General features: G+C 60.6%; 11 protein-coding genes and 2 pseudogenes. 3 read left to right on the forward strand and 10 right to left on the reverse strand.

All coding sequences use genetic code 11. The features are described from left to right. Nucleotides 1-15 precede the first annotated feature (15 nt). The 4 genes from pgm to AD665_RS23575 all read right to left on the reverse strand — a co-directional run bounded on the left by pgm (nt 16) and on the right by AD665_RS23575 (nt 6,399). Complete coding sequence (gene pgm, locus AD665_RS23560) at nt 16-1,659, reverse strand: phosphoglucomutase (alpha-D-glucose-1,6-bisphosphate-dependent) (RefSeq protein WP_053194073.1); 1,644 nt, start codon at nt 1,657-1,659, stop codon at nt 16-18. Between the two features lie 90 nt (nt 1,660-1,749). Next, the gene (locus tag AD665_RS23565; protein WP_053194075.1) at nt 1,750-3,147 is read right to left on the reverse strand and encodes an aminotransferase class I/II-fold pyridoxal phosphate-dependent enzyme; all 1,398 of its coding nucleotides are present in this window, start codon (nt 3,145-3,147) and stop codon (nt 1,750-1,752) included. A gap of 96 nt (nt 3,148-3,243) precedes the next feature. Beyond that, entirely contained in the window at nt 3,244-4,728 is a 1,485-nt protein-coding gene (locus AD665_RS23570) for a hypothetical protein (protein ID WP_024778505.1), read from the reverse strand. A 645-nt stretch (nt 4,729-5,373) separates the two neighbouring features. Continuing rightward, nucleotides 5,374-6,399, reverse strand: coding sequence for a zinc-dependent alcohol dehydrogenase family protein (locus tag AD665_RS23575; protein WP_024778506.1), 1,026 nt, complete (start codon nt 6,397-6,399; stop codon nt 5,374-5,376). A gap of 256 nt (nt 6,400-6,655) precedes the next feature. On the opposite strand from AD665_RS23575, the gene AD665_RS23580 reads away from it, so the two are divergent. Then, complete coding sequence (locus AD665_RS23580; RefSeq protein ID WP_024778507.1) at nt 6,656-7,570, forward strand: LysR family transcriptional regulator; 915 nt, start codon at nt 6,656-6,658, stop codon at nt 7,568-7,570. 79 nt (nt 7,571-7,649) lie between these two features. Here the strand turns inward: AD665_RS23580 and AD665_RS27940 are convergent. The 3 genes and pseudogenes from AD665_RS27940 to AD665_RS23585 form a co-directional block, all read right to left on the reverse strand. Then, a pseudogene (locus tag AD665_RS27940) lies at nt 7,650-7,787 on the reverse strand (type II toxin-antitoxin system HipA family toxin); the annotation flags it as partial. A gap of 14 nt (nt 7,788-7,801) precedes the next feature. After that, nucleotides 7,802-7,915, reverse strand: a pseudogene (locus tag AD665_RS27165) (helix-turn-helix domain-containing protein); the annotation flags it as partial. Nucleotides 7,916-7,918: 3 nt separating this feature from the next. Further along, nucleotides 7,919-10,201: a heavy metal translocating P-type ATPase gene (locus AD665_RS23585; RefSeq protein WP_053194077.1), complete on the reverse strand. Its 2,283-nt coding sequence runs from the start codon at nt 10,199-10,201 to the stop codon at nt 7,919-7,921. A 225-nt stretch (nt 10,202-10,426) separates the two neighbouring features. Here AD665_RS23585 and AD665_RS23590 point away from each other — a divergent pair, with 225 nt between their 5' ends. Then, complete coding sequence (locus AD665_RS23590) at nt 10,427-11,074, forward strand: BON domain-containing protein (protein ID WP_053194079.1); 648 nt, start codon at nt 10,427-10,429, stop codon at nt 11,072-11,074. A gap of 13 nt (nt 11,075-11,087) precedes the next feature. Here the strand turns inward: AD665_RS23590 and AD665_RS28260 are convergent, their stop codons facing one another. Then, the gene (locus tag AD665_RS28260; RefSeq protein WP_420892713.1) at nt 11,088-11,423 is read right to left on the reverse strand and encodes a CHAD domain-containing protein; all 336 of its coding nucleotides are present in this window, start codon (nt 11,421-11,423) and stop codon (nt 11,088-11,090) included. Nucleotides 11,424-11,655: 232 nt separating this feature from the next. Here AD665_RS28260 and AD665_RS23595 point away from each other — a divergent pair, with 232 nt between their 5' ends. Then, complete coding sequence (locus AD665_RS23595; RefSeq protein WP_053194081.1) at nt 11,656-13,023, forward strand: erythromycin esterase family protein; 1,368 nt, start codon at nt 11,656-11,658, stop codon at nt 13,021-13,023. Here the strand turns inward: AD665_RS23595 and AD665_RS23600 are convergent. Beyond that, nucleotides 13,005-13,700, reverse strand: coding sequence for a dienelactone hydrolase family protein (locus AD665_RS23600; RefSeq protein ID WP_053194083.1), 696 nt, complete (start codon nt 13,698-13,700; stop codon nt 13,005-13,007). The two genes, AD665_RS23595 and AD665_RS23600, sit on opposite strands and share 19 nt — an antisense overlap. After that, on the reverse strand, nt 13,693-14,397 hold the full coding sequence (locus tag AD665_RS23605) for a phosphoribosyltransferase (RefSeq protein WP_024778512.1): 705 nt from the start codon (nt 14,395-14,397) through the stop codon (nt 13,693-13,695). The genes AD665_RS23600 and AD665_RS23605 overlap by 8 nt, the downstream gene beginning before the upstream one ends. Nucleotides 14,398-14,420: the final 23 nt, after the last annotated feature.

Consider the following 14,420-nt stretch of genomic DNA (forward strand, 5'->3'; position numbering starts at 1 on the left):
TGTGGCATACGACCTTTAGCCGCTGATAGCGCCATCCACCAGCGTCTGCGCCTCACTCACCAACTGTTTGAGGTGCTCGTCGCCAAGGAAGCTTTCGGCGTAGATCTTGTAGATATCCTCGGTGCCGGACGGACGCGCTGCGAACCAGCCGTTTTCGGTCATCACCTTCAGGCCGCCGATGGCCTGATCGTTCCCCGGCGCGTGGCTGAGAATGCTCTGGATTGCCTCACCGGCCAGCTGGGTAGACGCGACCTGATCCGGTGAAAGTTTGCTCAACAGGGCCTTCTGCTGCGCAGTAGCCTTCGCATCGACGCGTACGGAGAACGGCTCCCCCAGTTCGTCTGTCAGGGCGCGGTAGGCCTGGCTTGGGTCGCGGCCGGTGCGAGCGGTCATTTCAGCCGCCAGTAGCGCCGGAATCAGGCCGTCCTTGTCGGTACTCCACACGCCACCGTCCTTACGCAGGAACGAAGCACCGGCGCTTTCCTCACCACCGAAGCCCAGAGAGCCGTCGAACAGGCCATCGGCAAACCACTTGAAGCCTACCGGCACTTCATAGAGACGACGCCCCAGGCGCCTGGCCACGCGATTGATCAGCCCGCTGCTGACCACCGTCTTGCCCACACCGGCATCGGCGCGCCATTGCGGACGGTTCTGGAACAGGTAGTCAATGGACACAGCCAGGTAGTTGTTCGGTGCCAGCAAGCCTCCGGATGGTGTCACGATGCCGTGGCGGTCGTGATCCGGGTCGCAGGCGAAGGCGACGTCGAAACGCTCCCTCAGGCCGATCAGCCCTTGCATCGCATAGCTGGAAGAAGGGTCCATGCGGATCTGCCCGTCCCAGTCGACCGTCATGAAGCGGAACGTCGAATCCACCTGAGTATTCACCACGTCCAGATCCAGGCGGTAATGCTCGGCGATGGCTGGCCAATAGCGCACCCCTGCCCCGCCCAGCGGATCGACGCCCAGGCGCAGCCCGGCGGCGCGGATGGCATCGAAATCGATGACATTGATCAGGTCCGCCACGTAGGTGTTGAGGTAGTCGTGACGATGAGTGGTTTCGGCCTTCAGGGCCCGCTCGTAGCTGATGCGCTTGACGCCGGCCAACTGGTTGGCCAGCAGTTCGTTGGCCTTGGCTTCGATCCACTTGGTGATATGGGTATCGGCCGGGCCACCGTTGGTAGGGTTGTACTTGTAGCCACCACTGTGCGGCGGGTTATGGGACGGCGTGATGACGATACCGTCCGCCAGCCCCGTAGTGCGCCCCCGGTTGTAGCAGATGATCGCGTGGGAAACCGCCGGCGTCGGTGTGTATTCGTCGCCTTCGGCGATCATCACGGTCACGCCATTGGCGGCCAGCACCTCCAGCGCACTGGCCCCCGCAGGGGTAGAAAGCGCATGGGTGTCGATACCAACGAACAACGGGCCATCGATTCCGTGGGCTTCACGGTACAGGCAGATGGCCTGACTGATAGCCAGTACGTGCCATTCGTTGAACCCCAGATCGAAGGAGCTGCCACGGTGACCGGAGGTGCCGAAAGCCACTCGCTGGGTCGCAACCGAGGCATCGGGCCGGCCGGTGTAATAGGCCGTCACCAGTCGCGGGATATCGATCAACAACTCTGCCGGCGCCGGCTTGCCCGCAAATGGACTGACTGTCATGCAAAACCTCTGGGTGGAGTGGCTTGGGAAATGGGATGCAGTTTACTGACAGTTCGACCATGGCGCGATGGGTTCGATCCATTGCCCTTCTCACGATTGCTCGAGCCGCAAGGCATCGGCCAACGCGTGGAACGTAGTGTCCAGGTCGGTTGCCCCACTCAAGGCATGCGTCATACGCAAATGCTGGGTATAAAGCCCTTGGATACTGAACAGTTCGCCAGGAGCAATGACGATGCGCTGGGCCAGCAAACGCTGGAAAACCTGCCGCAGGTCCACCCGGCGTGACGATCGAATCCAGATCGTTGCGCCTCCCTGGGCTTCCACCCATTGCAGGCTGTCCCCCAGCCTTTCCCGCAGCAGTTGCATCGTCGAGGTCGCGCTTTCACGCAACAGTCGCCGTAATACCAGCAAATGCTGGTCCATCCGGCCGTTGCTGTACAGCCGCGCAATGGCCTTCTGCCGAATGGGCGACAGGCGAAATGCGCGCAGCAGGAAATGCCGCTGCAGTTGCAGGGTCAACTGACGCGACAGCACATAGCCATACGGTGCTTCCGGGCCGATGGTTTTCTCGAAAGTGGAATAGACAATCAAGCGATCCGGATCGAGCAGGTCGCGAAAAGGCACCACCCCGGTGTCGAATATCAGGTCCGTGTAGCTGTCGTTCTCCAGCACCCAGGTACCATGGACCTCCAGCAGATTCGCGACGGACCGGCGGTTGTCCTCGGGGATACACGTTCCCCTTGGCATGCTCAACACCGAAGACACCACCACCAGGCGTACGGTTTCGTTCTGCAGAAGTTGTTCCAGTTGCTCTAGACATATCGCGCCGTCCGCCAGCAACGGCAGCTCGATGACCTTGACGTCGGCTGCTTGCAACAAGCGCAGAATCATCCAGTCGCACGGCGACTCGATCAATATTGTGGAGCCCCTGAGCGCCAGCACGGCGATCAGGATCTCCAGTACACCACGCAGATCCGCACCGAGGTACACGTCATCGGCCTTCCAGCAGCGCGCTGGCGAGGAGGTGTAACGGGCCGCCAAGGCAGCACGCAGCTCCAGCTCACCCCAGGGCTGAGAAGGCATCTGGGAAACGCGCGGATACTGGCGCAACAGCTCGCGTTCGAGCAGCAGCAGCGGGCTGTCCAACGGCTGCATCGAGGCTGGCTCGTCCGCGCTGAGCACCAGCATGCCCGGTCGCCGGGTATTGACGTAGAGCGTCTCGAGCAGATCGTCACTGCCCCCCAGGGCGACCATACTGGGTACTGGCAGCGCGTAATAACCGGACTTGGCAATCGAATAGACCCGGCCCTCCTTTTCCAGCAACGAATAGGCGTACTGGATGGTAGAAATCGACACGTTCAACCGGTCAGCCAACTGCCGTAGCGACGGCAGTCGCACCCGGGCATCGCTTCCCAGCTCGCTGATCAGGGCCGTCAGGTAGCGATAGACCGCCTGATAAGCGAAATCCGTTTCCCGCGAGCCCTTCATGGCTTCAGCCCCGTCGGAGGGGCCACGACCGGCCGCGGCGTGACATCAACAGCTGCAACTGGATACAGGGGGGGTGAAGCCGTCAAACCGCACCCCTCAATATCTGGCCGAGCTTTCGCGCAGGCCGTCGTCAGCCAGACCGGGCGCCTCGGTATCGGCGCTGTCGACGGCTTGTGAGCCGGTTCCCGGCGCACTTTCGTATTCCGGGAGCGCTACGCTCGCCCCATAGAGCCTGCCGAGCATGTCGATCGAAAGACCACTGACATCGACCATCCATTGCGCCACCTGATCGGCAACCGTCGCACCCTGCATGGCCTTGTGCAGGTCCGGCATCGCTACCAGCATGCCGGGGTGGCAACAGCGCAGGAAGTGCTCCAGCCCCGCGCCTTTCTCGACAAAGGGCGCGAACAGCATGCACACCAGTTGCGCCTCGTTGAGCCCGAGAGTCGCTTGGGCTTCTGCAGCAGCCTGGACACGGCGCTCCCCAATGGCCGAGGACGGGCCGAACAGCTCCCGGGCCTGTTCGCAGACATGTTCCGGCAGTTGCTTGCGATGCATGATCATGATTGCCCGCTGCACGTAGTCCCCGTAGCCTGCTTCGTAGCTGCGTCCCTGCAGGCAAGCCGCCTGCAGGCCATGCAAATGGGCCGACAGCAGCGGACTGAGGTATTCGTTTTCCGGCGCCGAAGCGATGAGGTCGTCGGTTCGTATCCTCAGGAACTCACTGAACAGCAACCAGTTCATTTCTTCGCAGCGATCGACGATCAGGTCGTCGATGCCGATGTGCCCTACCCGCCGGCATGCCTCGAAATGGCCCTCGGGTTTCCATGAGCAGGGGCGTTGCGGCCCATGGAAATGCCGATAGAGATCGCCCCCCAGGGCATCGAGTTGCGCAAACAGATTGTCGAAAGTGCAGCTTGTGTCGATGCCCAGGCCGATCTTGCGGCAGGCACGTCGCAGGCCCGACATGAACTGTTTCTGCTGGCGCGGCGTGTCGCTGCTGACCAGGGAATCGACCCCGGATTCCCAGCGGGCCATGTGGCGATAGAACTCCGCCATGGCCAGGTAGCCGTCATCGCCGACCTCCAAATGACTGTCGACCGAACGGAGATGCCCCATGACCAGCATGTCCATGCGATTGGATTCGTGCCCGGCCACCGACAATGGCTGCCTGTGGTTGAACGGCACCACTTCGCGGTTATCCGCCATCAGCAGCTCCACCCGGGGATCGTCGTAGACGAACAGCGCGCTGTAGCATCGATGGATGTTTTCCAGGGTCGCCTGGGTGGTCTCGCTCAACCGCGGCGTCGCGACGCGCAGGTCGAAGGTCACCGGATTCCTGCCCGCGATGCTCAGTTGCGCAGCCCTCAGCGCCGTCAGCACGTAGAAGCTGTCCCGACTCCCGTTCAGGACCGTCAGTACGCGGTAATCACCAATCCGCTCAATGCCACCAGCGGCGACGATCAAACGCTGGATCAAAAGCTGCAACGCCGTACGTTCCGCACGGGAATAGAAACCCAACAGCCGCTGCAGTATCTGTTGATACACGTGAATCATTGCCTGCTCATGAATTGCGCTCATAACCATTTACCTGGAAGTTCAATATCAGTGCCGCACCCACCCACGTGTCGCGCGACGCATTCGGATGGAGGACTTATTTCATTACTGCGAAGAGTATTAGCAATACGTTCGAGCTTTGCTCGTCGTAATTATTTGACACATACACAAAGGGGCGACCGATGAATCTCCCGCAAAAGCCTGAAAGGCGCCAAATCATTGGGCCTTGCGCACCCTGCGATGCGTCCTAGGAGAATTCCGACAGCGTCCCACAGATAATGAGTACGAAAAACAAAGAACTTGCCGAGCTTTAATTGACCGCTTGCCTCGTACTGCTTATCCAATAATCGATGGAAGATCCTGCCTCCATTAATACCTGACGCATCTTGAACAGACATTGAGGGATCAAGTCTTGCCGTAAACATGTATTGAGCCATGACTTCTTCCTTGAGCTGAAAACCAGCATTCAATTATCAGGACTTCAATAATGATTAGAAGATACAGATTGAGGGCAAAAACCAGTTCAGTTGCCGACAGGATAAACGGCGTGGTTGTGAACGGGCCGTCGGGCGCGCACGCAAGTTGAAGCAGGGAGGGAGGAAGGAAGGCCTGATTCAGGCCAAAGACAACGCAAGAGCCAAGGAACATGACTCTTGCGCAAGACAGGCGTCAGGCAGGATCGACGACCTGAAGGGCTACGCGCTCACGGCAAGGACATTCGTCCATGTAACGGTGAGCCTCGACAAACTCGTTGAACGGAAAAACCCGGGTCTTGAGTGGCAACAGGACGCGGTCGGCAGTCAATTGATTGATATCGCGCAACGCCCGCTGCACCGCCACCTGATCCTGGATGATGCCCAGTTCCGGCTTGCCGGTGAAATTGCCAATGCAATGCACGAAGAACTGAATGTTCTTCTGGAACGCCGCGCAGGCAGGGAACGGTGTCTGATTACCCCCTTGCAGGCCATACAAAACCAGGCTGCCTCGTGGGGCAAGGACATCGCCGAGCAATGACATCTGCGGCCCGCCCAAACCGTCGAACACCACGTCGACGCCACGACTGTCGGTGAGCTTGTTGATTTGCATCAGCAAGTCCTGCTCTTCCGTGACGATGACTTTCTCGGCACCCAGGGACAACAGGTACTCACGTTCGTCAGCGGTCTTGGTGGCAGCAATCACCCGTACACCCAGCGCCTTGCCGAGCTGTACGAAGGAAGGGCCGGCGCAATGGCTGGCATCGGTGACCAGGGCGAACTGCCCGGGTTTGACCCGCGCCAGGTCAACGTAGGCAAAATAGGCGACCAGCAGCGGCGTGTAATGCACCGCGGCTTCGATCGGGCTCAATACATCCGGGTATCGGGTCAGCGCGGTGCGCGGCAGCACGATGATCTCACCGTACACAGGATAATCGTTCGCGCTTTGCGCGGGGAAGCTGGCGACCTTGTCGCCCACAGCCAGATCGTCGACACCTTCGCCGACGGCCGTCACCACGCCGGCCATTTCGTGGCCCAGGCCGGAAGGCAGGCGGGCCTGGGACGGCGCCAGGTTCTGGCGCCACAGGGTGTCATGCCAACTGATGCCGATCGCTTCGACACGGACCTGCACTTCTCCTGGCGCAGGAAGAGCCGCCGGCTGCTCTTCGCATTTGAGCACCTCGGCACCACCAAACTTGTGAAAACGGATCGTGCGGGACATCGCAAACCTCGTCAAAGTAACCTCTAATGCCATGAACTCTATCCGGGCTTTGTAGCCAAGACCATCAGTGGCTATTAATAGTCGACATGCCTGTCATTGATTCCGCAGCAAGAAAATCAATCAGCCCCCTAGGGCAAATCCTACAAAAATTCATTTAGCCAGTGCAGAGTACCAGTCTTTCCCCGTAAGATTCATGCCGGTCATTGTTCGCATATGGCCGCTCACGTCAAGCTCGCCGAATCTGCCAGGACCCCAGATGAATCGCAATGACCTGCGTCGTGTCGACCTGAACCTGTTGATCGTATTCGAAACACTGATGCATGAACGCAGCGTGACCCGCGCCGCCGAGAAGCTGTTCCTCGGCCAGCCGGCCATCAGCGCCGCGCTGTCGCGCCTGCGCAGCCTGTTCGATGACCCGCTGTTCGTGCGTACCGGTCGCAGCATGGAACCCTCGGCCCGGGCGGTGGAAATCTTCGCCCTGCTCTCCCCGGCCCTGGATTCGATTTCCACGGCGGTCAGCCGCGCGGCGGAATTCGACCCGGCCACCAGCACCTCGGTGTTTCGCATCGGGCTGTCGGACGACGCCGAATTCGCCCTGCTGCCGATGCTACTCAAGCGCCTGCGCGCCGAAGCCCCCGGCATCGTGCTGGTGGTGCGCCGGGTCAACTACATCCTGATGCCGAGTCTGTTGGCGTCCGGCGAGATCTCCATCGGCGTCAGCTACACCGACGACCTGCCGGCCAACGCCAAGCGCAAGGTGCTGCGCCGCAGCTCGCCCAAGGTGCTGCGGGCCGACACCGCACCGGGGCAACTGACCCTGGACGAATTCTGCGCGCGCCCCCACGCCCTGGTGTCCTTCGCGGGCGACCTGAGCGGTTTCATCGATGAAGAGTTGGAAAAACTCGGCCGCAAGCGCCATGTGGTATTGGCGGTGCCGCAGTTCAACGGGCTGAGCACTCTGCTGGCAGGCACGGACATCATCGCCACCGTCCCCGACTACACCGCCGATGCACTGACCGCCGCCGGCGGCGTGCGTGCAGAAGACCCTCCGATCCCGGTGCGCAGCTTTGAATTGCACATGGCTTGGCGTGGTTCCCAGGACAATGACCCGGGGGAACGCTGGTTGCGGTCGCGGATTCAGATGTTCTTTGGCGATCCCGATAGCCTATAGGCGTCCTCCGCAGCACAAGACCCTACCGCTCGAAGCACATGGCAGCATCGATAGTTGAAGCACCCTCTGCTCCCGACCTTCAACGACGACCGCTGCCCCCGTGACCGCGGTGCAACCGAGCTACATTCTGATCGATACTGCTCTGGATCGTGCGCAAGGTGTCTTGGGTAATAGCCTGTGGGTGCAGGTCCTCGGCGATGGTTGCAATAAGGCTCGCTCCCACAGACACCTACTGTTGGAGCCAATACCTGCGCGCCCGGCCAAATCGGCTTGTGTCATGTCCAGCGCCAAGCGCTCGGTGCGCAAGCGAGCGCAGAGGCGCTTGACGACTTCGCCCGGCTTGATTCGCTAGCGCCAATCCAGATAACGAAACAACTCTTCCTCCTGTTCAAAATGCAGTTGCACCAAGGTGTCCAGGCGGATCAGTTGATGTTGGATCTCATCGGCAGTTGCCGTGGCGGGGGCGCAACTGAAATCGTCGCTCATGCGCGCCAGCAGATGAATAAGCCGAAAAATCTCCCGGTGGACGTGGCTCATGGCCGATAGCGGGTCCTCACCGGCCATGTTTCGTATCAGCAGTGGATACAACGTATGTTCATCTTCGCGTTCATGCTGTACCAGAGAGGTCTGCAGATGGTTGACCAGTTCCGCCAGGTCGGCCCGTGCCTGTTCAGGTGGTCGCTGGGCAAAGTCGTTGGCCAGCCGGTGCAGATTGCTCGTTAGAGCAGAGAGTTGCTGGTGTTCAGCTTGCAGGTGATCAATGTGCTCAGCGGCCAGCTTTCTTTTACCCAGCGCTCGCAGCGGCCCCAAGGCGCGCAAGGCGTTGACGATGATCACCACGTCGATGCCCTCCTGCACCACGGCGCCAATCAGCGGCGGTAGATAACCGAGGGCCGCCAGCGTCATGGCCAGCAATGACATTCCCATCCCCACCAGCACGCCTTGACGAGCAATAAAACGGGTTCGCCGGGCGATGTCCAATGCCTCGACCAAGCGATCGAGGCGATCAACCAGCAGCACAACGCCCGCCGCTTGCGCAGAAGCGGTGACACCGCTGGCCCCCATCGCCACGCCGACGTTGGCCGCCGCCAGCGCGGGGGCGTCGTTGATGCCATCACCGACCATCAATGTGCTGGCGCGCAGGCAACCCTGCTGTACAGCCTGCACTTTATCCTCGGGGCTCAACCCGGCACGCAGTTCATCTATCCCGGCGGACAGGGCAATCATTTCGGCAGTTTCCAGGCGATCCCCGGTGAGCATGACGATCCGTTCAATCCCTCTATTGCGCAGTCGACGCAGGGTTTGCGGGGTTTCGCGCCGAACGGTGTCCAAAAAGACCAGCAGGCCAGCGAGCTTGCCATCCACGGCGATGAAGCTTGCGCTGCATGCCTGGTAGTCCATGTGGCGCAGCATGGTGGTGGCCCAGTCGCTCACGGGCGCATCGTGATTGGCAAACGACAATGTGCCAAAACGCACCTGTACACCGTCGACCTGCCCAGATAGCCCTGCACCAGGACTCTCCTCTACCCCTTGCGGAACGTAGAGCGGTAGTTTGCGCTGATGCGCCGCGTCGACGATGGCCTGGGAGATGGGGTGCGTCGAAGCCTGTGCGAGTGAAGCGGCCAGCCCAAGCAGACGTTGCGGATCGATGGGGCCATTCGTCTCGATCGATTGCAAGCGGCCATGCCCGCTGGTCAAGGTGCCGGTCTTGTCGAGGAATACCTGTTTAATATCGGCCAGTGCTTCCAGGGTCACGCCATCCTTGATCAGAATCCCACGCCGCGCTGCCCGCGAGATACCGGACATGATGGCAATCGGCACCGCCAGTATCAAAGGGCACGGCGTGGCCACCACCAGCACCGCCAGTGCCCGCAGGGCATCGCCACTCATGTACCAAGCCGCGGCTGCCATCAGCAACGTCAAGGGGATGAAGAACAGCGCATAACGGTCAGCCAGGCGTACGAAAGGCGCCCGCGAACGGCGTGCCGCCTCGGCTAGGCGCACGATCCCGGCGTAGGTGCTTTGCGCTGCCGTACTTGTGGCGATGAGCAGGATGGAGGCGCCGACATTGGAAACCCCGCTGGACAGTTGCTCGCCTTCCCGGCGCGTAAGGGGTAACGACTCGCCGCTGAGCGCCGATTCGTCGAGAACGGCCGCAGGGCTCAGCAAGCGACCATCGACCGGAATCACTTCCCCCAGCCGTACCAGTAATGTTTGCTCGGGCTGGACCTGCTCAACGGGGATCTTGCGTAGGCCGTCCTCCTCCTGCACCCAAGCGAAACGTGGCGCCCGATCGATGAGTGCACTCAGCTCCCGCTCGGCACGTTGGCGGGTGAAGAACTCCAGGATCCGGCCGCTCGCCAGCATCAAGGCAATCAGCGCGGCCACCAGGGCCTGCCCAAAGATCAGTGCGGCGGTGATCGACAGCAGGGCTATCAGGTCGACACCACCCTCGCCCCGGGACAGGCGTTTGAGGATTTCAACCAGCAGGACCCCGGCCATCACCAGGCTACCCGTCGCCCAGCCTATCGACGCCCACTCTGGTTGCTGCGCGACATGCGCAACGGCCCCAGCCACCAGTGTCAGTGCGGTGAGCAGCAAGAGAACGGGATCCAGCCATTTATCGAGCATAAAAAGTCCCTCAAAAACGCTTGGCCTGCCTCGCTGCGCGGATATTGGCAGCACGCCCAGGGCTTGAACCGCCTCTTTGTCGTTGCCTGTCGGGGCAAGCCCCTTACCTGTCGATCAGCGGCAAACGAGCACTGCGATCTATCTGACTTAACTCAATGTGCTGACGCTGCCCAGGGGTAAAAAGGAGAGTAGGCAAATCCTGCCCCTTCTTCAGAGGACATCGTCATGAGTGATCTGAGCCTGCGTAACACCATCCTGGAAGAGCTTGAATTCCAACCCGACATCGATGCCGCGGAAATTGGCGTTACAGTTCACAATGGGGTTGTCACCCTGACTGGGCACGTCAGCGACTACGCCCAGAAAGTCAGTGCCGAACGTGCAGTCAAGGCGGTGAAAGGCGTGCGCGCGGTGGCCGAAGAAATCCAGGTAAGACTGAACAAGGATGCCGGCACAACGGATGACGCCATCGCCAGTCGCGCTCTGCACATCATTGATTGGAGTTCCGATCTTCCAATAGGCGCTGTCAAGGTGATCGTGGAAAACGGCTGGGTCAGCCTGGAAGGCCAGGTGGACTGGCAGTACCAGAAGGAAACGGCAGAACGAGCCGTGCGCAAACTTTCGGGGGTGGTCGGCGTGGACAACCGACTCATGCTTCGTCCCCGGGTTGCCGTGGCCGATATCCAGCGGCGCATTGAAGAAGCGCTTGAGCGCAATGCCGAAATCGACGCCAAGGCGATTCAAATCAAGGTTGAAGGCAGCGTGGTCAAGCTTGAGGGCAGAGTGCATCTGTGGCGTGAACGCCAGATCGCGGAACGAGCCGCCTGGTCTGTGCCAGGGGTCAACAAGGTGGAGGATCATTTGCTGATCGCCTGAATCAGTGGCCCGATCAAGCCCCGTTTTCTCCGGGGCTGCTGGCTATGTTCAATGTAACGACCTCGGGCATGGTCCGAAACGGGCGAACCAGGCTTCTGAGGCGCCGCACTGCAATACGCAGGTCATGCAACGTTTCAGGATTGGTTCGTGCTTCCAATCGTGCGCAGGCCTGATAGCGCCTCACGTGCAAGGCAATGGCGATAGCAGCGTTCCGTCCGGGTGGGGCATGGCGCAATCCCGACGCAATGGGGTGGATGACATCAGCATCGCCGATCCCGCTCCCTTGTCCTTGATGCAGATCAGACGAGCCTGAAGGATCGCGTCGATGGGCAGTCGCACGGTTCATCATGGGTTGCTTCCATAGAGGTTTGTCCTTGCTTGGAAGATTCGAGCTTTTGTTGACTCACCTCAATCCATCCCCAGCAGCACGGTGTAGGAGTAATCAAACAGGCCAAGACAGCAGGTTTGAAGCGTTAACGCACCGTGTCGAGAACCTGCGCAACGACTCCGGGCGGTGCGGCGTCTGATAGGACATAGACGCCTTACTGCCACCCGCGGCTCACTTTAGAGGGATGACGTTCATGAACTCGCCTTCGCAAAAATTGATGGAAAAGCTCTATGGCCGGCAATATCACGTTGATAGAGCCGACATAGTCCCTTTGCTGCGTCAATACGCAGAACCACTGCCGGACCTGGACTCACCCAGTTTTGCCGAACTGTTCGATCGCTACGCCGAAGCGCGCGTGGTGCTGATCGGCGAGGCGAGCCATGGAACCCACGAATTCTATCGAGCCAGGGCAGCGATTACCCAACGGCTGATCGAGCGTCACGGGTTCAACATCGTAGCGGTTGAGGCCGATTGGCCGGACGCCGGCCATGTCGACCAGTACGTCCGGGGGCTGGCGCATTCGGCGTGGAAGCGCCATATCTTCAGCAGGTTCCCCACCTGGATGTGGCGTAACAGCGAAGTGAAAACCTTCACCCATTGGCTTCACGAGCACAATCACCGACTGGCTGCCGAGCAGCGCGTCGAGTTTCGCGGATTGGACGTCTATAGCTTGCGCAACTCCATTCATGAGGTGCTGAGCTATTTGGAGCGGGTCGACCCGCAGCTGGCCCATGAAGCCCGGCGACGCTATGGTTGCTTGACCCCGTGGCAGGATGACCCTGCGCTGTATGGCCATTTTGTCGAGCGCGACGGTGTGATGCCCTGCGAGCAACCGGTGGTCGAGCAACTCAACGTCATGCTGGCCGAGCAATTGGCCGGGCTCATTCGCGACGACGAGGCGTTCTTCAACGCAACGCAGAACGCCAGGGTGGTGGTGGCGGCGGAACAGTATTACCGCGCGGTTTATCGAGGATCGACACTCTCCTGGAACCTGCGGGACCGACACATGTTCGAGACATTGCGTGCATTGCTCGAACATCGAGGGCCGCACGCCAAGGCAGTGGTTTGGGCACACAATTCCCATATCGGCCACGCAGGCGCCACGGAAATGGGTTGGAAGGGGCAGTTCAACATCGGTCAGCTGTGCCGTAGCACCTTTGGGCGCGACGCCGTCCTGATCGGCATGGCCACCGACAGAGGCCAAGTGGCTGCCGCCGATGACTGGGACGGTGAGATGCGGATCAAGGACATTCGCCCTTCCCGACCGGACAGTTGGGAACATCAGTTCCTCAAAGCTGGGGTTGCGGCGTCCCTGACCGACTGGCGGGATCCGCAGCGAACAGAGCTGCGACGGGTCTTGTCTCCTCCTTTGCTGGAGCGGGCCATCGGGGTGATTTACCGCCCCGAGAGCGAGCGTTCCAGCCACTACTTCGAGTCGGTACTGGCCGAACAATTCGATGCCATGATCTGGTTCGAGCAAACCACGCCGGTCACGGCACTGCCCCTGGCGCACAACCAGCCACTGGAACCGGAAGACGAAACCTATCCGTTTGGCGTATGAGGAGGTAGGCAGCCTGCGGAGGGGTCGGAAGCCAGCAGGAATTTTTCAAACCAGTCGCCGGCTAGCCTGGCGACTTCCTCCAGAGTGCCCGGCTCTTCGAAAAGATGCGTGGCACCCGCCACGACTTCCAATGCCTGCTCGCACCGAAGGGCTTGACGACTTTGACAATTCAAGTCGAACACCCGCCGGTCCTGTGCACCGACAATCTGCAAGGTCGGCGCCTCCACCTTGAGCAACGCCGGCCCCGCCATGTCGGTTCGCCCTCCCCGGCTGACCACTGCCGCGACCACATTCACCCGCTCGGCCGCCGCCACCAGCGCCGCAGCTGCACCGGTGCTGGCGCCAAAAAGTCCGACCCGCAGCGCATGCAGTTCAGGGTTGCGGCCGACCCAGTCGATCACATGGATCAGACGCCGGGCCAACAGGGGGATATTGAAGCGCAACTCGCCGGTCAGATTGTCCATGCGTTGTTCCGACTCCGTGAGCAGATCGAACAACAGCGAACCCAGGCCACGACGGGCCAGGACATCGGCCACGTATTGATTACGCGGGCTGGTACGACCACTGCCACTGCCATGTACGAAGATCACCAGGGCGCGGGTGTCCGCCGGCAAACGCAGATCGGCTGATAACTCCACGCCTGGCAGGTCGATGGTTCGAGATCGAGGTTCAAGCATCAGGAGGCTCCATCGTGCAACCGCTCGCCGCTTCCCGCTGCCAGGCTCGGTGCATGAGATCGATGACTTCGTCGTCCGAGGTCTGGGCAAAACTCAAATACCAATAACCGATCGACGTCATCCACTCGGGAATGAGCGGGCAAATCACTTCATTCACTTCGCTGCGCAACGCCTCGACCGTTTCCAGGGGAGCAACCGGCACCGCGACAACGATGCGCGCCGGGGACTGCACGCGTACCGCATGGACCGCGGCCATCATGGATGAACCGGTTGCCAGGCCGTCGTCGACCAGGATCACGACCTGGTCCTTGAGCTGCAACGGCGGGCGATTACCCCGATACACCTGTTCGCGCCGCAATAATTCCTGCGTTTCCCGGGCAACGACGGCATCGAAACTTGCGCGGTCGATCGGGTGCACCCGCAGCGCCTCGTCGTTGAGGATTTGTATGCCACCACTGGCAATGGCGCCCATGGCAAACTCCGGGTGCGATGGGACGCCAAGCTTGCGCACCAGCATCAGGTCCAGGCGAACGTTCAGGGCCGTCGCGACTTCATAAGCCACCGGGACGCCACCACGGGGCAAGGCAAGGATGATGACGTCAGGTCTGTTGGCATATTTGAACAAGGGCTCGACCAGCCGCCGACCGGCCTCGGTGCGGTTCGGCAAAGTGATTTGCAATGAGGGGCTCTGAATCATGGGAACCTCCTGAGGCAATGATG

It is taken from the genome of Pseudomonas corrugata (genome assembly GCF_001269905.1).
Taxonomy (GTDB): Bacteria; Pseudomonadota; Gammaproteobacteria; order Pseudomonadales; family Pseudomonadaceae; genus Aquipseudomonas; species Aquipseudomonas corrugata.

Bases quoted from the DNA above. Each gene is read 5' to 3' on its own strand.
- AD665_RS23565 (WP_053194075.1), bottom strand. From the start codon at position 3,147: ATGAAGGGCTCGCGGGAAACGGATTTCGCTTATCAGGCGGTCTATCGC.
- AD665_RS23580 (WP_024778507.1), top strand. From the start codon at position 6,656: ATGAATCGCAATGACCTGCGTCGTGTCGACCTGAACCTGTTGATCGTA.
- AD665_RS23605 (WP_024778512.1), bottom strand. From the start codon at position 14,397: ATGATTCAGAGCCCCTCATTGCAAATCACTTTGCCGAACCGCACCGAG.
- AD665_RS23590 (WP_053194079.1), top strand. From the start codon at position 10,427: ATGAGTGATCTGAGCCTGCGTAACACCATCCTGGAAGAGCTTGAATTC.
- AD665_RS28260 (WP_420892713.1), bottom strand. From the start codon at position 11,423: ATGATGAACCGTGCGACTGCCCATCGACGCGATCCTTCAGGCTCGTCT.
- pgm (WP_053194073.1), bottom strand. From the start codon at position 1,659: ATGACAGTCAGTCCATTTGCGGGCAAGCCGGCGCCGGCAGAGTTGTTG.
- AD665_RS23600 (WP_053194083.1), bottom strand. From the start codon at position 13,700: ATGCTTGAACCTCGATCTCGAACCATCGACCTGCCAGGCGTGGAGTTA.
- AD665_RS23570 (WP_024778505.1), bottom strand. From the start codon at position 4,728: ATGAGCGCAATTCATGAGCAGGCAATGATTCACGTGTATCAACAGATA.
- AD665_RS23585 (WP_053194077.1), bottom strand. From the start codon at position 10,201: ATGCTCGATAAATGGCTGGATCCCGTTCTCTTGCTGCTCACCGCACTG.
- AD665_RS23595 (WP_053194081.1), top strand. From the start codon at position 11,656: ATGAACTCGCCTTCGCAAAAATTGATGGAAAAGCTCTATGGCCGGCAA.
- AD665_RS23575 (WP_024778506.1), bottom strand. From the start codon at position 6,399: ATGTCCCGCACGATCCGTTTTCACAAGTTTGGTGGTGCCGAGGTGCTC.